The following is a 21706-nucleotide window of genomic DNA, read 5'->3' as shown; positions in this document are numbered from 1 at the left end:
CGTGACGAGATGGTCTTAGGGCCGCTGTGGCAATGCCACCGGTCCACGACACCAGCGGAGGAGAAACCCATGACTACTGCGGCAGCCCTGCGAGCCGACATGCCTGCGTCAACCACCAGCGTCTATACCGGTGCGGAATTCCTGGACAGCATCCAGGACGGTCGGGAAATCTACATCTACGGCGAGCGCGTCAAGAACGTCACCCAACATCCCGCCTTTCGCAATTCGGCGCGGATGGTGGCGCGCTGGTACGACCGCTTCCACGAGAAGAAGGATCGGATCGGCGTCCTGACCGACACCGGCTCGGGACAGCTGACCCATCCGTTCTTCCTCGGCTCGAAAACGGCCGATGACCTCGTCAAGGGCCGCGATGCGATCGCCGAATTGCAGAAAGTTGCTTTCGGCTGGATGGGCCGCTCGCCGGATTACAAGGCGTCGTTCCTCGGCACGCTGGGGGCGAATTCGAGCTTCTATGGCGACTACGCCGGCAATGCGAAAAAGTGGTATGCCCGGACCCAGGAGCGTCTGGACTTCTGGAATCACGCCATCGTCAATCCACCGATCGATCGCGACCGTGCGATCGAGGAGGTGCGCGACGTCTTCATGCATGTCGAGAAGGAGACCGACGCCGGCCTGATCGTGTCGGGCGCGAAGGTGGTGGCGACCGGCTCGGCGCTGACGCACTACAATTTCATCGCGCATTACGGTATCCCGATCAAGGACAAGTCGTTCGCGCTGATCTTCACGGCGCCGATGGATGCCAAGGGCATCAAGCTGATCGCCCGCTCGTCCTACGAATTCACCGCGGCGGCGACCGGCTCGCCGTTCGACTATCCGCTGTCCAGCCGCTTCGATGAGAACGACTCGATCCTCGTGTTCGACAAGGTGCTGGTGCCCTGGGAAAACGTCTTCATCTATGGCGACATCGACAAGATCAACCAGTTCTTCCCGGCCTCGGGCTTCATCCCGCGATTCACGCTGCACGGCGTGACGCGGCTTGCCGTCAAGCTCGACTTCATCGCCGGCCTGTTCTCGATGGCGGTCGAGGCGACCGGGTCGAAGGATTTTCGCGGCGTGCAGACGGCGGTGGGCGAGGTGATCGCCTGGCGCAATCTGTTCCACGGCATTGCCGACGCGATGGTGAAGTCGCCGATCGCATGGCAGGGTACGGAGGGCTACAATCTGCCCAACCTGAACTACGGGCTGGCCTATCGCGTGTTCGCGCCGATGGCCTATCCGCGGATCAAGGAGTTGATCGAGCGTCATGTCGCGAGCGGCCTGATCTATCTGCCGTCGAGTTCGGCCGATCTGGAGAGCGAGGCGATCCGGCCCTATCTCGACCGCTTCGTGCGCGGCTCCAACGGCTACGCCGCGATCGACCGGATCAAGCTGCTGAAGCTGCTCTGGGACGCGGTCGGCTCCGAGTTCGGCGGCCGGCATGAGCTCTACGAGCGCAACTATGCGGGCAATTACGAGAACCTGCGCGTCGAGACGCTGATGGCCGCGAGCGCCACCGGCGACCTCGGCGCCATGCAGGATTTCGTGCGCAACTGCATGAGCGACTACGACGTCTCCGGCTGGACGGCGAAGGACCTCGTCAACCCCGACGACATCAACCTCGTCAGCCGTGGTCTGGTGCAGGGCTGACGACGAGGCTGAGCATCTGATAGACCGATCAATGGAGCCGCCGCGATCGCGCGGCGGCTCCACGCCGTCTTCGCGTCCCGTTCATCCTTGCAGAAAGAGATCATCGTCATGCTGTTTCACGTCGAAATGGAGGTGCGGATTCCGCACGATCTCCCGGCCGAGCGAACCGATGCGCTGAAGGCGGCGGAACGCGTCCGCGCCATGGAGCTGCAGCGTATGGGGGCCTGGCGCCATCTGTGGCGGGTGGCCGGGCGCTACGCCAATGTCAGCATCTTCGACGTGTCTGGCGCGCAGGAATTGCACGATATCCTGTCCAGCCTGCCGCTGTTTCCGTTTATGGAGATCCAGGTCACGCCGCTGTGCCGGCACCCGTCGTCGATCCACGACGACGATCGATAGCGGTGGGTAGGGGCCGTCGCGCTAATCGACCGACGTGCGCGGGCGCCGGTGGCGGCTTGAGGTGTTGATGCTGCCGGTGACGTCGGGGTAGCCGGTCAGGCTCAGCGTGTCGGCGCGGACACCCCAGCTCTCGAGCCGGTCGAGGAAGCTCATGCCGAGCAGGTTGGTCTTCATCTGCCCGCGTTGCACCACCAGCGCCGGCACCGATTTCTCGACCAGCTTGCCGACCGCGAGCCGATCGAGCGTCAGCCGCGCCGCCTTGGTGTGACCGCCGGCGGTCTCGAGGTCGACATTGTATTCGAGCATATCGATCGGCAGCCCGATCGCTTTCGCGGTTTCCCAGGTGAGCACGACCGAGGTCGCGCCGGTGTCGATCACCATCGGGGCGCTGACGCCGTTGATCTTGGCACGGAACGCGAACTCGCCGCCCTGGCCGCGCGCGATCTGCACCGCGGGGGCGGAGCTGGGGGTGGAGGCTGAGGCGGTGATGCTGCGGCCGAAGATCTGGGTAAGATTTTCCCTGGCGCGGGCGATCTGCTCGGGGTCGCCATAGGCGACGACGGCGCCGGCGGTTGCCATCAGCAGCACGATGACGAGGAGGATACGGGTCACGGCGCAACTCCCGCCGCAACGCCGATCACGCGCGCTTCGGACGCGGCTCCATGCGCTCGAGCCCGGCCTCGGCCATGCGCGCCGGCAGCGTCGCCATCACCGACAGCCGCTCCGTGCGGTCCATCTTGTGCCAGCGCGCGATTTCCGGAAGCGTGCGGCCGCAGCCGAAGCAGAGCTTCGTCCTGGGGTCCATCATGCAGACTGCGATACACGGCGTCTCTGAGCTCATTGTTCAAGTGTTGACCGGTTTCGGCGGCCGGTGCAAGCCGGTTGACGTGGGATGCTGCATCACGCCTCGGCATCTTGTCGCGAGCATGGTCCCGGCGCGAACGCCTTGGGTTTATTGCCGAAGCGTTTTCGAGCGAAGTGGATACCGGTTCGCGTAAAGAACCAAAGCCTAGAGCCTCGTTCCGAATCCATCGGAACGGAAAGGGCTCTAGCGATAACCGCGTCACGATCTTCCGCGACATGCTCTACAATCCGGTGCCGGCACTCATGATCGACTTGCGGCGCACGCGTTTCCGGTCGGCGCCCATCGTGGGCTCGACGGGCTCCGGCGGCTGCATCGGCGGCGCTTCTTCCGCCATCGGCGCCAGCGCGCTCATCACCCGTTCCGGCGGCAAGGTCACGATTACCTCGGTGCCGATGCGCAGCTTCGATTTCAGCGTGAAGGTGCCGCCATGCATGTCGATCAGGCTTTTCGCGATCGGCAGGCCAAGGCCCGCGCCCTGTTCCGCCGACTTGATCGAGTTGGAGCCCTGGCCGAAGGAGGCCAGCACGACCGGGATCTCGTCTTCGGCGATGCCGCTTCCGGTGTCCTTGACGCTCAGATATTGCCCGCCCGACGCGGTCCAGCCGACCTTCAGCCAGATTTCGCCGCCCTGTGGCGTGAACTTGATCGAGTTGGAGAGCAGGTTGAGCACGACCTGGCGGATGGCGCGCTCGTCGCCCCAGATCCTGGGCATGCCGTGCTCGAACACCTCGTGGATGGTGATGCCGCGGCTGGAGGCGCGCAGCTTCAACAGATGGTGGCAGTCGGCGACGACATGCACCAGCGCCACGGCCTCTTCGTTCAGCTCGTAGCGGCCGGCCTCGATCCGCGACAGGTCGAGGATCTCGTTGATGAGATTGAGCAGGTGCACGCCGGAATTATGGATGTCGGCGGAATATTCCTTGTAGACCGGCACGGTGTGCGCGCCGAAAATCTCGCTCTTCATCACCTCGGAGAAGCCGAGGATGGCGTTGAGCGGCGTGCGCAGCTCGTGGCTCATCTGGGCGAGGAAGCGCGACTTGGCGACGTTGGCGGACTCGGCACGGTGGCGCGCCTCGTCGGAGATCGCCTTGGCCTGCTCCAGTTCGCCGATCAGCGCGTCCTTTTCGGCTCGGGCTTCCAGCGTCGCCAGCGTGGTCGAATGCAGGCGGTGCGCGAGCAGGGCGAAATAACCTTCGGCGGCCAGCGCGAGCAGCGCCAGCACGTAATTGTCGAATGCGCCGTTGAGCACGAGGTCGAGCGCGATCCCGACCGTCACCGGAACGGTCGCCGCAAGGGCTGCGATCGGCAGGCTCGCGGCCAGCATGCTGGAGACCGCGATCACCAGCAGCATCAAAAACATCATCAGCGTGTTGGAGGCGAGATCGCGCCCGGCGGGGTGGATCAGGATCGCGGTCCAGCACAGGCCGTAGAGCAGGTCGAGCAGCACGAAGCGCGTCCGCCATTTGCGGGTGACCGCGACCGAGGTGGGTTCGGCGAGGAAGCGGGAACAGCTGCGGATGATGGCGAGATGGACGCAGAGGATGCCGACCGTCCAGGCGCCGGCCACGATCGGCTTCATCCAGAGGCCAAACAGCACGCCGGTTGCCACCACGAGCAGCATCACGACGTAGGACGCCGAGATCCGGGTCTGGGCGTATTGGCGGAGCAGTTCGGCGTCGAACGCCGGGCGGGTTCCACTTGACGACGTTAACCGATCCCGCGCCTCGCGCACCCGCTGCGCGGCGACGCGCCGGCTGTTCACCGGCACCGTCACCTGAGGTCCTGCCGGAAGCGCTACAACTTCAGGCTTTTCTGCGGGATTACTCATAAACAACACAAATCCTGCCCGCGAACCGCGCGGGCTTTTTGCATTGTCTATCTGTGACGCTAATTCATTAAGCGTTACCTTAAAGAGCTAAAGAAAGGCGTTAACGGGAGGTTAAATTAACTTTTGCGCGGGGCGCTGCGCGGTCGGTCCGAGGAGAGCCACGGCGACGACCGAATCCATTTCCGGCTCCAGGCAACCAGGAGAGAAGGATGCTAAGGGTGGAGACAGATTTTGAGGGTGTTCACACAATTTCGGAATAATGGAAGTGTGCCCCTGATTTGCCCGACATGTCAAGTCGACAAATCGGATGTGTCAGTAGCTCGTGATCTGTCGCCTGATTGTAGCTCGTGAAGTGTCGTGTTTTCGGTGCCCCGGAACAAAGGGGGCACGATGGGCACGGCATCCATTCACGAGGGAGTACGACGGATGCGGTTTTCAAGTTTGTTGGAGCGGACGGAGGCCAAGGAGCTGACGCAGGAGGCGGCTGCAGAGGTTCTGGGATCAGCGTGCGGACATTTCAACGTTGGGCAGAACGCTACGAGGCAGAGGGCGATGACGGGCTTGTCGACCGGCGGATGGGTCGGCGCTCGCCACGGCGAGCGCCGCAGAAAGAACTTGAGCGGATGCTGGGGCTGTTCCGGGACAAGTACGCGGACTTCACGGTGAAGCATTTCCACGAGCAGCTGCAAAAGCGGCATGGCTATATGCTGGGCTATACGGTGACCAAGCTAGCCTTGCACGCGGCGGGGTTGGTGCGGAAGGCGCCGAAGCGTTCGGCGCACCGCAAGAAGCGCCCACGCCGGCCGCTTCGGGGCATGCTGCTGCACCAGGACGGATCGCGCCACGTTTGGATCGAAGGTCTGCCCGCGAGGGACCTGATCGTCACGATGGACGATGCGACCAGCGAGGTCTACTCGATGGTCCTGGTCGAGGAAGAAGGAACGGCCTCGACCTTCCAGGCCTTGCGCGAAGTGATTGGCGAGCATGGCCTGTTCTGCGCGCTCTATACCGACCGCGGCAGCCATTATTTCCTTACCCCAAAAACCGGCGAGAAGGTCTCGAAGACGCAACAAACCCAGGTGGGACGGGCTTTATCGCATCTTGGGATCGAGCATATCGCAGCCTATTCGCCGCAGGCGCGCGGGCGCTCCGAGCGGCTGTTCGGCACGTTGCAGGATCGGCTGCCGAAGGAGCTGCGGCTTGCCGGGATCAAGACGGTCGAAGCCGCCAATGCGTGGCTGAAGGCGCATTACATCGCCGGGCACAACGCCGCGTTTGCGATCAAGCCCGAACAGGAAGGCTCGGCATTCGTGGCCGACCGGCATGAGGCCTGGCGCGAGGCGCTGTGCGTGATCGAGGAGCGTACCGTCGCCAACGATAATACCGTTGCATGGAACGGTCGGCGGCTGCAGCTGCCGCAGAGCCGGCTCAGGCCTCACTTCGTCAAGGCCGTGGTGCGGCTCCATGAGTATCCCGATGGCGCCGTCAGCGTGTTCCTCGGACCGCATCGGTTGGCGGTGTTTAGCGCCAACGGACAGCAGATCAGCCCCGACGCGCCTCAGCCTGGCAGCGTGCTCGGAGCCGTCAAGGACAAGCCCTTGCGGGCGCGCAAGCGCGCGTCCTTGACCGCTCCTGCGCGCGCCGCCGTCAAGATCGCGCGGGTCGGGGCGGAGAAACGGGCTTCAAGTCGAACAAAGAAACACACCCGCAGGGCTAAAACCGCCGCAACAGCCGTGGCATGATCAATCAGGCAAAGCCGTCCCCGCCTTCCGGCTCCCCTGCAAATCACAAACGAAGGCGACAGATCACGAGCTACAAAAACACGACATCTTCACCCGCTACGGACAGTCGACAAATCGGATGCCGGCGGCCGACCAGCTCCTTTGCATGGGGTTGTTTTCGATATTTTGGCAGCGCGACCTTCAAAGGGGGCTTCTCCTTTGCGGGGCGACGCTGCATGGCAGGTGACCCGCGGGCGCGGGTCACCCATGGCCGTAGGCGAGCAAGCGTTAGCGCTGCAGACGGGCGAGCAGGCTTGACGTATCCCAGCGCTTGCCGCCCATCTTCTCGACCTCGGCATAGAACTGGTCGACCAGCGCGGTGGCGGGCAAAGTGGCGCCGTTGCGGCGGGCTTCCGCCAGCGCGATCGAGAGGTCCTTGCGCATCCACTCGACCGCGAAGCCGAAATCGTACTTGCCCTCGTTCATGGTCTTGTAGCGGTTCTCCATCTGCCAGGATTGCGCCGCGCCCTTGGAGATGGTCTCGATCACGTCGGCGACGTCGAGGCCACTCTTCTTGGCGAAGTGGATGCCCTCCGACAGGCCCTGAACGAGGCCCGCGATGCAGATCTGGTTGACCATCTTGGTGAGCTGGCCGGCGCCGGCCGGCCCGAGCAATTTGCACATCCGCGCATAGGCGCCGGTGATAACAGGCTCCGCGCCTGCATAGGCGTCTTTGCTGCCGCCGCACATCACCGTCAGCACGCCGTTCTCGGCGCCGGCCTGGCCGCCCGACACCGGCGCGTCGACGAACTTGAAGCCGGCCTTGGTCGCGGCAGCATCGAGCTCGCGGGCGACCTCGGCGGAGGCGGTGGTGTGGTCGACGAAGGTCGCGCCCTTCTTCATGCCGGCGAAGGCGCCGTCGGGGCCGATCGTGACCGCGCGCAGGTCGTTGTCATTGCCGACGCAGCACATCACGAAATCCTGGCCTTCGGCGGCGGCCTTCGGGGTCGGCGCGGTCTTGCCGCCGAACTTGTCGGCCCACTCCTTCGCCTTCGCCGCGGTCCGGTTGTACACGGTGACCTCATGGCCGCCTTTTTTCACGAGGTGTCCCGCCATCGGGAAACCCATCACGCCGAGACCGAGAAAAGCGACTTTAGCCATATCTGTTACCTTGTGATTTGCCGTGGTGATGGCCCTTCGCCTGCCGGCAAATTCGCGGCGGGCAGGGCATTCCGTCCATGGAAGGAGCCGCACCATACCCCCTGTGCAGCGGAGGGCAACGGCCTTGGTGGGATGGCAGAAAGCGGTTTTGTGCTAGGATCGGCCCACCAACGAACTTCACAAAAAAGGGAGTGTCTCGCATGGGCATGAGCGTCGGTGTGCTCGATCATTTCAATATCCGGACCCGGAATCTCGCCGCCACGGTGCGGTTCTATGAGGACATTCTGGGCCTGGAAAAGGGCGCGCGGCCGAACTTCGCGTTCCCCGGTGCGTGGATGTACAGCGAGGGCAAGGCGGTCGTGCATCTGGTCGATATTTCGGCGACCGACGAGGCACAAAAGCCTGACTCGGGCGTCGTCCATCACGTCGCCTTTGCCAGCCAGGGCTTCGATGGGATGCGGCAGCGGCTTCAGTCCAAGGGCATGGAATTCGACTCGCGCCAGGTTCCCGGCGGCGATCTCTGGCAGATCTTCGTCAGCGACCCCAACGGGGTCATGATCGAGCTGAACTACGAGGCCGCCAAGGAAGGCGGCTCGGCGGCGCCGGCCGAGCGGCGGGACGACGTCGGAGCGAGGTAGCCTTTTGCGCTGCAACGCTCTATGGGTCGGTCTCTTGGGCATGATCCGGAAAAGTGCGAAGCGGTTTTCCGAACAAGATCATGCCGGGAAAATGTCCAGGAGATGCGCGGTGAGCGTGACGCAGCAACAGGTTCTCGATTGCCTTGCCAAGGTGATGTCGCCACGCGGCACGGCCTTGACCAACGCCAATGTGCTGTCGGCGATCACGGTCACCGACGGCAAGGTGTTCTTCTCGATCAATGTCGATGCCGCGGAGGCTCGCGCCTGGGAGAGCGTGCGTGCGCAGGCCGAGAACGCCGTGCGCGCCATTCCCGGCGTCAGCGTCGCGATGGTCGCGCTGACCGCGGAACGCAAGGCGGGCGGCGCGGCACCGGCGCCGCGGCCGGCCGGCGGCGTCCCGCCGGCGTCCGCCCATCGCCATCCGCATCCGCCCGGCGGGCAATCGCCGATGGCCCGGCAGGCCGAGATCCCCGGCATCTCCGCCGTCATCGCCGTCGCCTCCGGCAAGGGCGGCGTCGGCAAGTCGACCACGGCGCTCAACCTCGCACTCGGCCTGCGCGACCTCGGCCTGCGCGTCGGACTGCTCGACGCCGACATCTACGGCCCGTCGGTGCCGCGGCTGACCGGCATCCGCGAGAAGCCGCAGCTCAATGACGACAAGAAGATGGTCCCGCTGCAGCGCTTCGGCCTGTCGATCATGTCGATCGGCTTCCTGGTCGAGGAGGATACCGCGATGATCTGGCGCGGGCCGATGGTGATGTCGGCGATCACGCAGATGCTGCGCGACGTCGCCTGGGGCACGCTCGACGTGCTCGTGGTCGACATGCCGCCCGGCACCGGCGATGCCCAGCTCACGCTGGCGCAGAACGTCCCGCTCAAGGGCGCCGTCATCATCTCGACCCCGCAGGACCTCTCGCTGATCGACGCCCGGCGCGGGCTTGCGATGTTCAAGAAGGTCAACGTGCCGGTGCTCGGCATCGTCGAGAACATGAGCTATTTCCAGTGCCCGCATTGCGGCACCCGCTCGGATATCTTCGGCCATGGCGGCGCCCGCCACGAGGCCGAGAAACTGGGGGTGCCGTTCCTCGGCGAAATCCCCCTGCACATCGCGATCCGCACCGCCTCCGATTCCGGCAACCCTGTGGTCGAGAGCGAACCGGACGGCCCGCACGCGGCGATCTACCGCGCGATCGGCGGCAAGGTCCGCGAGCAGCTGCAAGGCGTCATCGCGGCAGCCTGAGCCTGCGCTGCTGTTCCGCTGGCTCGATTGGCCTCGAAGCGTCGGGAAGCCCGGCGAGCCTTCTTCACAGGCCAGTGGCCTTTGGTGCCTTTGGACGATTGCTGAATCGGTTCCGGCCTGTATGTTTATGCTGGAGTGGCCGAATCGTACCGATCAGCGGAAGGCGGCCACGGGTGAAGCCAAAACTGCGGAAGGGGCCGTGAGGCGACCATCGACATGGCAGCATCACGCGACGCAAACAAACAGCACCGCAAACATCTGACGCGGGAGAAGCGCGCAGAGGCCTCCCGGCTGGCATTCAACATGGCCAAGAAGTCCGACTCGATCGGCGAGGCTGCCGAGGTGATCGCCAAGACGTATGGCGTCAGCAAGACAACCGCGCAAAGCTGGATCCGGCGGGGGCGGTATTTGGCTGATCAAGCCAAGAAGGCGCGGGACACGACGCGGCGCTGATTGCTCCGGTGACCCGGTGGTCGAGAGCGGACCGGGCGGCCCGCACGCGGCGATTTACCGCGCGGTCCGCGGCGGCTCCGCGGCCACCTGCCAGGCGTCATCGTCGCCGCCTGAAGGCGCGTTTTCCGGCTGATTTCCAGCCCCATCAGACTTTCGTTTAATTGGCGCGGTCATGCCATTGTCGCGTTTCCGTGACGCCACCTTCCGTGTTAAAGGGCCGACCCAGAGCGCCTCGGCAGGCCTTCACGCGCCTGCCGGAGAACTGCTTGCGGTCACTGGGAAACGCCCCTGAAGGAGAAGTCTTACGATGAAGCGTCGTGATTTTTTGAAAGTTTCTGCGGCCGGTGCTGCCGCGACGGCGGTTGCTGCGCCGGCGATCGCGCAGTCCTCGCCTGAAATCAAGTGGCGCCTGACCTCGAGCTTCCCGAAGTCGCTGGACACCATCTATGGCGGCGCCGAGCAGGTGTCGAAGTACGTCGCCGAAATGACCGACAACAGGTTCCAGATCCAGGTGTTCGCGGCTGGCGAACTCGCGCCTGGCTTGCAGGCCTTGGACGCGACGTCGAACGGTACTGTCGAGATGTGCCACACGGTCTCGTACTACTATGTCGGCAAGGATCCGACCTTCGCGATCTATGCGTCGGTGCCGTTCGGCCTCAACGCCCGCATGCAGAACTCCTGGTGGTACCAGGGCGGCGGCCAGGAGCTCGGCAACGAGTTCTTCAAGAAGTTCGGCGTGATCGGCTTCCCGACCGGCAACACCGGCACCCAGATGGGCGGCTGGTTCCGCAAGGAGATCAAGACCGTCGCCGACATGTCAGGCCTCAAGATGCGCATTGGCGGCATCGCCGGCCAGGTGCTGCAGAAGGTCGGCGTGGTGCCGCAGCAGCTCGCCGGCGGCGACATCTATCCGGCGCTCGAAAAGGGCACCATCGACGCGGCCGAGTGGGTCGGCCCCTATGACGACGAGAAGCTCGGCTTCGCCAAGGTCGCCAAGTATTACTACTATCCGGGTTTCTGGGAGGGCGGCCCCACGGTGCACGCCTTCGCCAATCTCGAAAAGTGGAATGCACTGCCGAAGGGCTATCAGGCCATTCTGACCAACGCGTGTGCCAACGCCAACAGCTGGATGGCCGCGCGCTACGACATGCAGAACCCGACGGCGTTGAAGCGGCTGGTTGCCGGCGGCACGCAGCTGCGGCCGTTCACCAACGAGGTGCTTGAGGCCTGCCTCAAGGCGACCAACGAGCTGTGGGGTGAAATCTCGGCCAAGAACGCCGACTTCAAGAAGTCGATCGACGCCATGCAGGCGTATCGCTCCGACCAGTATCTATGGTGGCAGGTCGCCGAGTACACCTTCGACAGCTTCATGATCCGCTCGCGCACCCGCGGCTGATCAGCGCAGCGTTCGCGTAAGGAGAACGCGTCAGGAGAATTGAGGCTTCGATCTCGCGATCGGAGCCCTTCTGAGAATTCGACTTAAGTAGCCCGGCCTTCACAAGAAGGCCGGGCTTTTTGCGTCTGGCGTTCGCCGAGGGGATGTTCCATGCTCGCCCCAAGCCTCGGCACGAAGGCGGCGTACGATCTCTCGTCGATCGCGACGGCCAAGAAGAGTGAGCGCGACGATCGGAAAATCCCGGCGGCGCTCCGGCAGCACAAGCGAAAACACAACCAAAGGGCAGGATTCAAAAATGAAGCGCAGAGAATTCATCAAGGTCACGGGCTTAGGCGTTGCCGGAGCAGCAGCCATCGCGGCGCCGGCGATTGCGCAGTCGATGCCGGAGCTCAAATGGCGAATGCCGACGAGCTGGCCGAAATCGCTCGACACGCTCTACGGTGGCGCCGAGATGATGGCCAAGATGGTCGGCGAGGCGACCGACAACAAATTCCAGATCCAGACATTCGCAGCGGGCGAGATCGTTCCCGGACTGCAGGTGCTCGACGCCGTCCAAAACGGCACCGTCGAAATCGGGCACACGGCGTCGTACTACTACTTCGGAAAGGACCCGACCTTCACGTTCGGCTCGGCCGTGCCCTTCGGCCCCAACATGCGCATCAACCAGGCTTGGTATGTGCTGGGCGGCGGCAGGGACCTGCTCAATGCGTTCTACAAGAAGTACAACGTTGTCTCGCTCCTCGCCGGCAACACGGGGTGTCAGATGGGCGGTTGGTTTCGCAAGGAGATCGCCAGTGTTGACGACCTGAAGGGCCTCAAATTCCGCATTGGCGGCTTTGCCGGGCGCGTGATGCAGAAGCTCGGCGCGGTGCCGCAACAGATCGCCGGCGGCGACATCTATCCGGCGCTGGAGAAGGGCACCATAGACGCGGCGGAATGGGTCGGTCCCTACGACGATGAGCGGCTGGGCTTCGTCAAGGTGGCTCCCCATTATTACTATCCGGGTTGGTGGGAAGGCGGTCCCATGCTGCTGTCCCTCGTCAATCTCGACAAATGGAACGCGCTGCCGAAATACTATCAGTCAATTCTCGAACAGGCAGGTCACTACGCCAACAACTGGATGATGGCGAAGTATGACCAGACAAATCCGCCGGCCCTGAAGCGCTTGCTTGCAGCGGGAGCCAAGCTGCATGCTTTCCCGGGGCCGGTGATGGAGGCCTCGTTCAAAGCGGCAAAGGAACTGCACAACGAGGTCTCTGCGACCAACGCGGACTTCAAGAAAGTCTACGAATCCCTCAACAGCTTTTCCAGCAACGGCTATCAGTGGTTCCAGGTCGCCGAGGTCGGCTACGACAATTTCATGGCGCGCCACGCGCAGAGCTGAGCGCTGCGAGTTGGACAGGACGTCGGCCTCGGAGCGAGGGCTCCGGGGCTTTTTCTATGCCGCGATCACGACTTCGACGCGGCTTGCAAATGCGATCGCTGGTCGTGGCGGTGATTGCCAGTTCTCGATCTCCGGGGCTTGAACGAGCAAGCTGCTATCAGGGCTAGCTGACGTCAGCCTTACAGGGGCTCGATCAATGGTCCGCCTGGAGCGGATTTTGATTGCACCGGGTAGGCGGCTATCTATTTTCGAGGCGGCGGCGCCCGCCGGAGCGCGCAACATGGCGCTAGTGTCGCCATCGAGACGTCACCTTCGCATGCGTCTTGTTCTGACGACAGCAAACGGAAGATCGATCGAATGAGGATTGGGTTGCCGCGATGCGCCTTCTGATCGTCGAGGACAATGTCGAGCTCTCGCGGCTGCTCGCCAGCGGGCTGACGGCGGCGGGATATGAATCCGACATCGTCAACAGCGTTGCCGAGGCGCGCGACGCGCTGCGCAGCGTCAGCTATGCTGCCATGATCCTCGACCTCGGGCTGCCCGACGGCGATGGCTTGTCGGTGCTGTCGGAGCTGCGCCGCAAGACCGACCCGCTGCCGGTCCTGGTGCTGACCGCGCGGGGCGGCCTGCAGGATCGGGTCAGCGGCCTGCGCAGCGGCGCGGACGACTATCTGGCGAAGCCGTTCGCGCTGGAAGAGCTGGTGGCGCGGCTCGAGGCCATCCTGCGCCGGCCAGGCCAGCTGCTCGGTTCCTCGCTGAAGCTTGCCAATCTGGTCTACGACACCGAGAGCAAGCAGGTGTTCGTCGACGGCGCTCCGCATGTGTTCTCCGCGCGCGAAACGTCGGTGCTGGAGATTCTGCTGCGGCGGCAGGGGCGGGTGGTGCCGAAGAAGAATGTCGAGGACCACATCTTCGGCCTGTCCGGCGAGGTCGCCTCGAACGCGGTCGAGGTTTACGTGTCCCGCCTGCGCAAGCTGCTCGCCGAGCACCGCGCCAAGGTCATCATCCATACCATTCGGGGCGTCGGTTATCTGATGGCGGAGGAGAAGTAGGCGTGTTCCGCTTCCAGTCGCTGACGTCGCGCATCGTGTTCCTGCACATCGTGGCGGTCGCGGTCGCGGCAATCTTCCTGCCGCTGCTGCTGCTGTGGCTATTGAATTCGGAGATCAATCAGCTGCATCGCGAAGCGATGCGCGACCAGGCGGCCGATCTCGGCCAGAACCTCTCGGTCGATGCCGCGGGCAAGGTGAAGCTCAACCTGCCGGACAGCCTGAGGGGGCTCTATTCCGACGCCTATGGCCGCTACCGCTACGACATCTACGATGCCGACGATCATCTGCTGTTCTCGTCGCATCGTGAGGCGCCGCGACTACCTGCCTTGGCCAACCGGATCTCCGGTGCCAGCGTCACCAGGCTGCTCGGCGGCCAGACGCTGCGCATCCTGGTCGCCGAGGACCTGTCGCATCGCGACGTCATCATCGACGACATCGTCTCCAATTTCTTCCGGCGGGTTGGTTGGATCACCATCCCGATCCTTCTGATCCTGCTTGCCACCGACATCCTGATCTTCCGCCGCGCGGTGATTCCGCTGTTGCGGGCCTCGGAGGAGGCGAGGAGCATCGGGCCGGCAAGGATCGATATCCGCCTTCCGACGACGGGGATTCCGAGCGAGATCCTGCCGCTGGTGACGGCCGTCAACCAGGCGTTCGATCGCCTCGAGGAAGGGTTTCACGTGCAGCGCCAGTTCACGGCCGATGCCGCGCATCAGCTGCGCACGCCGCTTGCGATCCTCCGGACCCGGATCGAGACGCTCGATGCGGCCAAGGGGACCAGGGAGCTGCATGCCGACATCGAGAGCATGAGCCGCATCGTCAGCCAACTGCTCGAGATCGCCGAGCTCGACACGCTGGTGCTCGATCCCGGCGAGACTGCGGATTTGCGCGCGGTGTGCGCCGAGGTGGTCGGCTCGATCGCGCCCTACGCGTTGGCGCAGCACAAGGACATCGCGCTGCGCGGCACCGACAGTCCGGTGCAGGTCAGGGGCAATGCGCAGATGCTGCAGCGGGCGATCTTCAATCTGGCCGAGAACGCCATCAAGTACACCGCCGACAAGACCTCGGTCGATGTCGAGGTGCACGATAACGGTTCGGTGCAGGTGCGCGACTGCGGGCCGGGGATTGCGCCTGCCGAGCAGGGCCTGATCTTCCAGCGCTTCTGGCGCCGCGATCGCCAGCGCACCGACGGCGCGGGGCTCGGCCTCTCGATCGTGCGCGGCGTCGTCGACGATCACGATGCGACGGTCAGGGTGGAGAACCTGCCGTCCGGCGGCGCCCAGTTCACGCTGAGCTTCCGCCTTGCAAGGCAAGAGCCGGCAGCCGCCCGCTGACCGCGAGGTCGCGGCCCTCGCACAGCCGGCGACGAGGCTCCGGAACGATCACCCTCAAGCCACGAGCCAAAGCACGATGACGGTTCAACCCGTTCCCATCGCGCTTTGGGACAGAGCACACCGGTTCTCGCTGTGAATGCCGACGCCCGTCGGTCAGTGAAGCAGCCAGTATTGAATGATGTAGGCGGCGACGCCTCCGAAATAGCCCAAAAGCGCGAGGCCACTAATGCGGCGGACATACCAGAAGAACTCGATCTTCTCGAGACCCATCGCGGCGACGCCGGAAGCCGAGCCGATGATCAGGATCGAGCCGCCGGTACCCGCGCAGTAGGCAACGAACTCCCATAGGAAGCTGTCCGGAGGATGCTGGTTCAAGCCGTACATGCCCATCGAAGCTGCCACCAGCGGAACATTATCGATGACCGCGCTGAGCAGGCCGAGCACGATAACGATGATGTCCAGTCGCCCGAAGGTGGCGTCCAGCCATTTGGCCAGCATTTCGAGCACATGGGTGTGCTCAAGCGCGGCCACCGCCAGCAAGATCCCGATGAAGAACACGATTGAACTCATGTCGATCCGCGTCAAGGCGTGAACCAGCGTCAGGCGTTTCTTTTCGTCCTCTTGCTTGTCGCGATGGATCAGTTCGCCGACCGTCCAGAGCACACCGAGACCAAACAGAATTCCCATGAAGGGAGGCAGATGGGTGACCGCTTTGAAGGCCGGGACCATGATCAGGATGCCGAGACCGAGAAAGAAGGTCACATTGCGCTCGAACACGCTGGTCGAGACGGCCCTGGTTTGTCTCTGCGGTGCCTCCACGATTTTTCCCCGTAGTGTGGCGCTGACGACGAGAAGCGGCACGATAAGGTTGATGAGGGAGGCGAGGAACACACCCTTGATGATTGCAATCGGGGTGATCTGGCCACCGATCCACAGCATCGTGGTCGTGACGTCGCCGATTGCCGACCAGGCGCCGCCCGCATTGGCGGCGATGACGATCATCGCAGCAAAGAAAAGGCGGTCGCTTTGACGGTCGAGCAGCTTGCGCATCAGTGAGATCATGACGATCGTGGTCGTCAGATTGTCCAGCACGGCGCTGAGAAAGAACGTCACGAACCCGACGAGCCACATCAAGGTGGCCTGCTTCCTCGTGTTGATCATCGAGGTGATGACCTCGAAGCCATTGTGGGCGTCGATAACTTCGACAATCGTCATGGCGCCGATCAGGAAGAACACGATCTGGGCAGTAGAGGAAACCGACTCGCTGAGCTGCTTGTCGATCCGAGCAGGATCGCCGCTCCACATCGCGTAGACCGCCCAGATCAGCCCTGCGCCGAGCAGCGCCGACGCCGATTTGTTGATCCCGATCGGATGCTCGAGCGCGATCGCGGCGTAGGCGATCACGAAAATTGCGACAATTGCGGCGGCCAGCATTGAGCTCCCCTGGACTTGCGGGCAGCCCGGCCGGCGCCTGGCGAGGCACCGGCCGGGCTCGACCGCTCAGTTCTTCGGCTGACCAAAGTCCAAAGGCGGCAGGTCGATCTGCGGCACCTCGATCTTGACCGAGTTCGGATCGATCGTGGATGCGGAGCCCTTGTAGTGCATCACCATCGAGGGGAACAGAATGACAAGCAGAACCATGATGATCTGGATCACGACGAACGGCACCGCGCCCCAGTAGATCTGTCCTGTGGTGACCGGCTCCATGCGCTTGCCGGTGATGCGGTCGAGATAGGAATCCTTTGGCGCCACCGAACGCAGATAGAACAGCGCAAAGCCGAACGGCGGATGCATGAACGAGGTCTGCATGTTGACACCGAGGATGACGCCGAACCAGATCAGGTCGATGCCGAGCTTTTCCGCGGCCGGTCCGAGCAGCGGGATCACGATGAACGCCAGCTCGAAGAAGTCGAGGAAGAAGGCGAGCACGAACACGAAGGCGTTGACGAAGATCAGGAAGCCGACTTGTCCGCCGGGCAGCGAGGTCAGGAGGTGTTCGACCCAGACGTGGCCATTCACGCCGTAGAACGTCAGCGAGAAGACGCGCGCGCCGACCAGGATGAAGACGACGAAGGCGGAAAGCTTGGCCGTCGATTCCGTGGCCTGGCGGACCAGATCCCAGCTCAGCCGGCGCTTGAATGCGCCAAGGATCAGGGCACCCGTAGCGCCCATCGCACCGCCCTCGGTCGGGGTGGCGATGCCGATGAAGATGGTACCGAGCACGAGGAAGATCAGGAACAGCGGCGGAACCATCACGAAGGTGGTTTGCTGCGCCATGGCGGAGAGGAAGCGGAAGCCGGTCAGCCTGTTGACGACCCAGTTCACGACCGCGACGAAGAACGCGAACAGGATACCGAAGAACATGGTGAGCACGACGAAGTCGGCGCCATGCGTATCCGAATTTCGCATCATGAACCAGCCGAACACGCAGCTGGCCAGGAACAGCGCGCCGAGCGACCACAGACCGCGGCTGCCATCCTTCTCGCGAAAGCCAATCGCCTCTGCGGGCAGGCCGGGAGCCGCCTTCGGAAATATCAGCGTCACGAGGAAGGCGTAGCCGGCATAGAGGCCGGCCAGCACCAGTCCCGGAATGAACGCGCCCTCATACATGTCGCCAACCGACTTGCCGAGCTGGTCGGCCATCACGATCAGCACGAGCGACGGCGGAATGATCTGTGCCAGCGTGCCGGACGCGGCGATGATGCCGGTCGCCATGCGGCGGTCGTAGCCGTAGCGCAGCATGATCGGGAGCGAGATCAGGCCCATCGAGATCACGGAGGCCGCGACCACGCCCGTGGTCGCCGCCAGAAGGGCGCCGACGAACACGACCGCATAGGCGAGGCCGCCGCGGATTGTGCCGAATAACTGCCCGATCGTGTCGAGCAGATCTTCCGCCATCCCGGACCGCTCCAGGACAAGCCCCATGAATGTGAAGAACGGAATCGCGAGCAGCGTGTCGTTGTTCATCACGCCGTAGACGCGTTCGGGCAGCGCCTGCAGGAAGTCGGGCCGGAATTCCCCGAGCTGAATGCCGACGACGGCATAGATCAGGCCGACCGCACCGAGCGAAAACGCCGCCGGGTAGCCAAGCAGCAGCATGACCACCAGCGACGCGAACATAATCGGCGCCATGTTCTCGATTAGAAAAGCAGTCATCCAGTCCCCCTTGCGATCGCGACCGACGATCAGCGTTTTTCGATCGCTTCGACGAGGTGCTCGACTTCGGCCTCGATCGCCGTCACCTGGGATGCGTGCGGATCGGGAATGAGCCCGCGCATGACCGCGATGCGTTTGATCAATTCAGAAATGCCCTGAACGAAAAGAAATGCGAATGCGATGATGATCAGCGACTTGGCCGGCCATTGCGGCAGCCCGCCCGCGTTGCCGGACTGCTCGTTGATCTGGTACGAGCGCCAGAAGAACGGGCCGCCCGTGACGATCATGACGACGCACAGCGGCAGCAGAAAGAATAGATGACCGATCACGTCGATCATGTCGCGTACGCGCTTCGGCAGAAGATTGTTCACGATATCGATTCGGATGTGCTCGTTGTCGAGCAAGGTCCAGGGTGAGCACAGCAGGAAGACGATGCTGAACAGCACCCATTGCAGCTCGAGCCAGGAATTGGACGAGACGTCGAGGGTCTTGCGGACGACCGCGTTGATCGCGGAGATGATCACAGCAACAAGGATCAGCCAGGCCAGACGTTTTCCCGACCAGCGCGTGAACGCGTCGATTCCGCGGCTCAATTTCAAGAGCGATTGCAACGATAGTCCTCCCCACGTGGGCCCCAGCAGTCTTGACCACGCCTGTGAGGCGCAGCGGCCTATCCAGCCGAGCTAGCATGAAGCGAGCGCAACAAACCAGCGGGAAGCCCCGCCGTCAATTGGAAGTTTGTTGATATTGAAGGAGATTTCGTCCGAGCCGCAGCCGGGAGGTTTCCCTAGCCGCCGGTCACGCTCATGTGGCGGCTGACGCTCGGACGGTTGTGGCGGCGGTCGATGATGAAATCGTGCCCCTTCGGCTTCAGTCCGATGGCCCGGTCGATGGCCGCCGCCAGCAGGTCGTTGTCGGCGGAGGCGCGCAGCGGCCGGCGCAGGTCGGAAGCGTCCTCGTGGCCGAGGCAGGTGTGCAGCGTGCCGGTGCAGGTGATCCGCACCCGGTTGCAGGATTCGCAGAAATTATGGGTCATCGGCGTGATGAAGCCGAGCTTGCCGCCGGTCTCGGCGACCCGGACGTAGCGGGCGGGGCCGCCGGTGTCGTCGGAAAGATCGGTCAGCGTGTAGTGCTTCTCGAGCCGCGCGCGCATCAAGGACAGCGGCACGTACTGATCGATCCGGCCTTCGCCGATGTCGCCCATCGGCATCACCTCGATCAAGGTGAGGGCCATGCCCTTGCCGTGCGCCCATTCCATCAGCGCGGGAATCTCGTCCTCGTTCATGTTCTTCAGCGCGACCGCGTTGATCTTGACCGCGAGTCCTGCCGACCGCGCCGCCTCGATGCCCGACAGCACCTTGTCGATGTCGCCCCAGCGGGTGATGGCCCGGAATTTTACGGGGTCGAGCGTGTCGAGCGAGACGTTGACGCGACGTACGCCGCAATCGGCCAGCTCCTGGGCGAAGCGCGCCAGCTGCGAGCCGTTGGTGGTCAGCGTCAATTCGTCGAGTGCGCCCGTGGTCAGATGGCGCGACAGCGAGCGGACCAGGCCCATCACGTTGCGGCGGACCAGCGGCTCGCCGCCGGTGAGGCGGATCTTGCGCACGCCCTTGGCGACGAATGCCGAGCAGAGCCGGTCGAGCTCTTCCAGCGTCAAGAGATCGGCCTTCGGCAGGAAGGTCATGTCTTCTGACATGCAATAGAAGCAGCGCAGGTCGCAGCGGTCGGTGACGGAGACGCGCAAATAACGGATGGTCCGGCCGAACGGGTCGGTCATTGGACGAAACAGCGTGTCGGAATGCGCTTGCGTGGATCCGTTCATTCAGTTCGGGCCTTGCAATCTGTTTCCTGCCTGCCGCGCCGTGATCCGGCTCCGGCATCCGCAATCTATGCATGTTGGCGCGTTGTCACAATGCGTCCCAAGGGATGATCGTATGGATGATCCGCAACATGCAAAGCGATAGGCGAGGCATATCGCGCGATGCATGATCGCAATCGCGGATGTGTCTCGACCAAATACAAAAACCCGGCTTTGGGCCGGGCTTTTGTGCAGTGCAAATCCGATGCAGCCGCCCCCGCTAGCGCGACGGAGCGGCGGCGGGCGCCGGCGCTGCCGCGCTCGGGGCGGGGAACGCGGAGTCCGGAGCGGCGGCAGGCGCCGCAGCGGCTGCCGGCTTCGGCTTCTTCTTCCGCACCGGCTTCTTCGCCGCGCGCGGCGGCGGGCCGGCCGGCTGCAGCTCGGCGAACACCGGACTGGGATCCAGCGTGGTGGTGGCCGGCGTGGTGAAGTCGCCGGGAACGCGGGTCACGGTGACCGGCACAGTCGCCGGCTGGAACTTCGGCATGTTGAAGGTGACGGAGAAGTTGGTCTCCGGCGCCGGGATCGACACGGTGCAGGGCGTCTTGCAGCCCGGTCCGAGCGAGGTCACGGCGTCGGCGCCCGGCGGGTTCGAGTCCAGCTGTACCGGCATCGGCGGCGGCGCCGACTTGAACGAATCCAATGAGAAGGAGGAGCAGCCGGCCAGGCTCAGCCCGGCGGCCGCAATTACGATGATACGACGCATGATCCACACTCTACTGCGGCAATCAGCCACAATCCCCGGAGCGGACCATAGGTGCGTCGGAACAGAGGCGCAACAGCGGGGGCCCTGCTCGTTAAAGGATGGTTAATGGCGGAATCGCATGGCTAGATATTACCAAGCGATATCAGTGTATTGCGGAAAGTCTATGCCGCGCTCAGGCTGCCGACGGCGTCCGGCAGATCGCGCATATGGCTGATCAGCCGGTCCGGCTTCAGCTCGGTCATCGGAACGTCGGTATAGCCAAAATCGACACCGATCACCGGGACCTGGGCGCGCCGTGCCACCCCGACATCGGGGCCGGCATCGCCGACCATGATGGCGCCCGGCAGCCGGCCGCCGGCGCGGGCCACCGTCTCGCGCAGGAACGTCGGATCGGGTTTTGCGATGCCGAAGGTATCGGCGCCGCAGATCGCGGCGAAGCGCTTGGTCAGGCCGAGCCGGTCGAGCAGCAGCTTCGACAGCCATTCCAGCTTGTTGGTGCACACCGCAAAGCGATGGCCCTTTGCCTCGAGCCGGTCGAGCGCGCCCTCGAGCCCGTCGAACGGCCGCGAGCCGTCGACGATATGCTCGGCATAATAGTCGACGAAATCCTTCGTCAAGCGATCGAGATCACCGATGCTGGCCGCGCGTCCTTCCACCTCGAGCCCGCGTTCGAGCAGCTTGCGCGCGCCGGCGCCGATCATGTTGCGCGCGGCCGCCAGCGGCACCGGCCGCAGGCCCTCGCGGTCGAGCACATGGTTCAGCGCGGCGATCAGATCGGGCGCGGTGTCGACCAGCGTGCCGTCGAGATCGAATACGACGATGAGGGGAGAGGAGGCGGACATCATGCTTTTGGCTATCGGGCCGGGCG

Annotated in this window: 20 protein-coding genes; 10 read left to right on the top strand and 10 right to left on the bottom strand. The window is 63.8% G+C overall.

Going from position 1 to position 21706, the window contains the following annotated elements; genetic code table 11:
* Positions 1-69 precede the first annotated feature (69 nt).
* Positions 70-1647: a 4-hydroxyphenylacetate 3-hydroxylase N-terminal domain-containing protein gene (locus E2I15_RS11965; protein ID WP_246668076.1), complete on the top strand. Its 1578-nt coding sequence runs from the start codon at positions 70-72 to the stop codon at positions 1645-1647.
* 108 nt (positions 1648-1755) lie between these two features.
* Positions 1756-2046, top strand: a complete 291-nt coding sequence (gene catC, locus E2I15_RS11960) for a muconolactone Delta-isomerase (RefSeq protein ID WP_137479097.1) — start codon at positions 1756-1758, stop codon at positions 2044-2046.
* Between the two features lie 21 nt (positions 2047-2067).
* Here catC and E2I15_RS11955 read toward each other — a convergent pair whose 3' ends face one another.
* The 3 genes from E2I15_RS11955 to E2I15_RS11945 all read right to left on the bottom strand — a co-directional run bounded on the left by E2I15_RS11955 (position 2068) and on the right by E2I15_RS11945 (position 4739).
* Entirely contained in the window at positions 2068-2658 is a 591-nt protein-coding gene (locus tag E2I15_RS11955; protein ID WP_137479096.1) for a TIGR02281 family clan AA aspartic protease, read from the bottom strand.
* Positions 2659-2683: 25 nt separating this feature from the next.
* Positions 2684-2887: a DUF1289 domain-containing protein gene (locus E2I15_RS11950; RefSeq protein ID WP_026192618.1), complete on the bottom strand. Its 204-nt coding sequence runs from the start codon at positions 2885-2887 to the stop codon at positions 2684-2686.
* A gap of 244 nt (positions 2888-3131) precedes the next feature.
* Complete coding sequence (locus E2I15_RS11945; RefSeq protein ID WP_137479095.1) at positions 3132-4739, bottom strand: sensor histidine kinase; 1608 nt, start codon at positions 4737-4739, stop codon at positions 3132-3134.
* 347 nt (positions 4740-5086) lie between these two features.
* Between E2I15_RS11945 and E2I15_RS11940 the strand changes: the two genes are divergently transcribed.
* Positions 5087-6481 carry an ISNCY family transposase gene (locus E2I15_RS11940; protein ID WP_155262337.1) on the top strand — a complete coding sequence of 465 codons (1395 nt, stop codon included), beginning with the start codon at positions 5087-5089 and terminating at the stop codon, positions 6479-6481.
* Between the two features lie 267 nt (positions 6482-6748).
* On the opposite strand, the gene E2I15_RS11935 is transcribed toward E2I15_RS11940, so the two are convergent.
* Positions 6749-7621: an NAD(P)-dependent oxidoreductase gene (locus tag E2I15_RS11935; protein WP_137479564.1), complete on the bottom strand. Its 873-nt coding sequence runs from the start codon at positions 7619-7621 to the stop codon at positions 6749-6751.
* A gap of 200 nt (positions 7622-7821) precedes the next feature.
* On the opposite strand from E2I15_RS11935, the gene E2I15_RS11930 reads away from it, so the two are divergent.
* The 7 genes from E2I15_RS11930 to E2I15_RS11900 all read left to right on the top strand — a co-directional run bounded on the left by E2I15_RS11930 (position 7822) and on the right by E2I15_RS11900 (position 15118).
* Complete coding sequence (locus E2I15_RS11930) at positions 7822-8259, top strand: VOC family protein (RefSeq protein ID WP_137479565.1); 438 nt, start codon at positions 7822-7824, stop codon at positions 8257-8259.
* A gap of 109 nt (positions 8260-8368) precedes the next feature.
* Complete coding sequence (locus tag E2I15_RS11925; protein ID WP_170991574.1) at positions 8369-9499, top strand: Mrp/NBP35 family ATP-binding protein; 1131 nt, start codon at positions 8369-8371, stop codon at positions 9497-9499.
* A 216-nt stretch (positions 9500-9715) separates the two neighbouring features.
* Complete coding sequence (locus tag E2I15_RS11920; protein WP_137479567.1) at positions 9716-9952, top strand: hypothetical protein; 237 nt, start codon at positions 9716-9718, stop codon at positions 9950-9952.
* Between the two features lie 307 nt (positions 9953-10259).
* Complete coding sequence (locus E2I15_RS11915) at positions 10260-11348, top strand: TRAP transporter substrate-binding protein (RefSeq protein ID WP_137479568.1); 1089 nt, start codon at positions 10260-10262, stop codon at positions 11346-11348.
* A 295-nt stretch (positions 11349-11643) separates the two neighbouring features.
* Complete coding sequence (locus tag E2I15_RS11910) at positions 11644-12732, top strand: TRAP transporter substrate-binding protein (protein WP_155262345.1); 1089 nt, start codon at positions 11644-11646, stop codon at positions 12730-12732.
* A gap of 377 nt (positions 12733-13109) precedes the next feature.
* A complete protein-coding gene (locus E2I15_RS11905) occupies positions 13110-13784 on the top strand; it encodes a response regulator transcription factor (RefSeq protein WP_137479569.1) in 675 nt (224 codons plus the stop codon).
* Between the two features lie 2 nt (positions 13785-13786).
* The gene (locus tag E2I15_RS11900; RefSeq protein ID WP_137479570.1) at positions 13787-15118 is read left to right on the top strand and encodes a sensor histidine kinase; all 1332 of its coding nucleotides are present in this window, start codon (positions 13787-13789) and stop codon (positions 15116-15118) included.
* Positions 15119-15271: 153 nt separating this feature from the next.
* Here the strand turns inward: E2I15_RS11900 and nhaD are convergent, their stop codons facing one another.
* The 6 genes from nhaD to E2I15_RS11870 form a co-directional block, all read right to left on the bottom strand.
* On the bottom strand, positions 15272-16549 hold the full coding sequence (gene nhaD, locus E2I15_RS11895) for a sodium:proton antiporter NhaD (RefSeq protein WP_137479776.1): 1278 nt from the start codon (positions 16547-16549) through the stop codon (positions 15272-15274).
* 69 nt (positions 16550-16618) lie between these two features.
* Entirely contained in the window at positions 16619-18274 is a 1656-nt protein-coding gene (locus E2I15_RS11890) for a TRAP transporter large permease (RefSeq protein WP_137479571.1), read from the bottom strand.
* Between the two features lie 29 nt (positions 18275-18303).
* Positions 18304-18885 (bottom strand): TRAP transporter small permease subunit, encoded by a 582-nt coding sequence (locus tag E2I15_RS11885; RefSeq protein WP_137479572.1) that lies wholly within the window; start codon positions 18883-18885, stop codon positions 18304-18306.
* Between the two features lie 176 nt (positions 18886-19061).
* On the bottom strand, positions 19062-20096 hold the full coding sequence (moaA, locus tag E2I15_RS11880; RefSeq protein WP_137479573.1) for a GTP 3',8-cyclase MoaA: 1035 nt from the start codon (positions 20094-20096) through the stop codon (positions 19062-19064).
* A 256-nt stretch (positions 20097-20352) separates the two neighbouring features.
* Positions 20353-20838, bottom strand: coding sequence for a PEGA domain-containing protein (locus E2I15_RS11875; protein ID WP_018271062.1), 486 nt, complete (start codon positions 20836-20838; stop codon positions 20353-20355).
* A gap of 161 nt (positions 20839-20999) precedes the next feature.
* The gene (locus E2I15_RS11870; RefSeq protein WP_246668145.1) at positions 21000-21683 is read right to left on the bottom strand and encodes an HAD hydrolase-like protein; all 684 of its coding nucleotides are present in this window, start codon (positions 21681-21683) and stop codon (positions 21000-21002) included.
* Positions 21684-21706 lie beyond the last annotated feature (23 nt).

It is taken from the genome of Bradyrhizobium sp. BR2003 (assembly GCF_009720285.1).
In the GTDB taxonomy this organism is placed as follows: Bacteria; Pseudomonadota; Alphaproteobacteria; order Rhizobiales; family Xanthobacteraceae; genus Bradyrhizobium; species Bradyrhizobium elkanii.
This window is presented reverse-complemented; position numbering and strand designations above follow the sequence as displayed.

Bases quoted from the DNA above. Each gene is read 5' to 3' on its own strand.
- E2I15_RS11915 (WP_137479568.1), top strand. From the start codon at position 10,260: ATGAAGCGTCGTGATTTTTTGAAAGTTTCTGCGGCCGGTGCTGCCGCG.
- E2I15_RS11935 (WP_137479564.1), bottom strand. From the start codon at position 7,621: ATGGCTAAAGTCGCTTTTCTCGGTCTCGGCGTGATGGGTTTCCCGATG.
- E2I15_RS11920 (WP_137479567.1), top strand. From the start codon at position 9,716: ATGGCAGCATCACGCGACGCAAACAAACAGCACCGCAAACATCTGACG.
- E2I15_RS11945 (WP_137479095.1), bottom strand. From the start codon at position 4,739: ATGAGTAATCCCGCAGAAAAGCCTGAAGTTGTAGCGCTTCCGGCAGGA.
- E2I15_RS11890 (WP_137479571.1), bottom strand. From the start codon at position 18,274: ATGACTGCTTTTCTAATCGAGAACATGGCGCCGATTATGTTCGCGTCG.
- E2I15_RS11910 (WP_155262345.1), top strand. From the start codon at position 11,644: ATGAAGCGCAGAGAATTCATCAAGGTCACGGGCTTAGGCGTTGCCGGA.
- moaA (WP_137479573.1), bottom strand. From the start codon at position 20,096: ATGAACGGATCCACGCAAGCGCATTCCGACACGCTGTTTCGTCCAATG.
- catC (WP_137479097.1), top strand. From the start codon at position 1,756: ATGCTGTTTCACGTCGAAATGGAGGTGCGGATTCCGCACGATCTCCCG.
- E2I15_RS11965 (WP_246668076.1), top strand. From the start codon at position 70: ATGACTACTGCGGCAGCCCTGCGAGCCGACATGCCTGCGTCAACCACC.
- E2I15_RS11870 (WP_246668145.1), bottom strand. From the start codon at position 21,683: ATGATGTCCGCCTCCTCTCCCCTCATCGTCGTATTCGATCTCGACGGC.
- E2I15_RS11930 (WP_137479565.1), top strand. From the start codon at position 7,822: ATGGGCATGAGCGTCGGTGTGCTCGATCATTTCAATATCCGGACCCGG.
- E2I15_RS11905 (WP_137479569.1), top strand. From the start codon at position 13,110: ATGCGCCTTCTGATCGTCGAGGACAATGTCGAGCTCTCGCGGCTGCTC.
- E2I15_RS11875 (WP_018271062.1), bottom strand. From the start codon at position 20,838: ATGCGTCGTATCATCGTAATTGCGGCCGCCGGGCTGAGCCTGGCCGGC.
- E2I15_RS11950 (WP_026192618.1), bottom strand. From the start codon at position 2,887: ATGAGCTCAGAGACGCCGTGTATCGCAGTCTGCATGATGGACCCCAGG.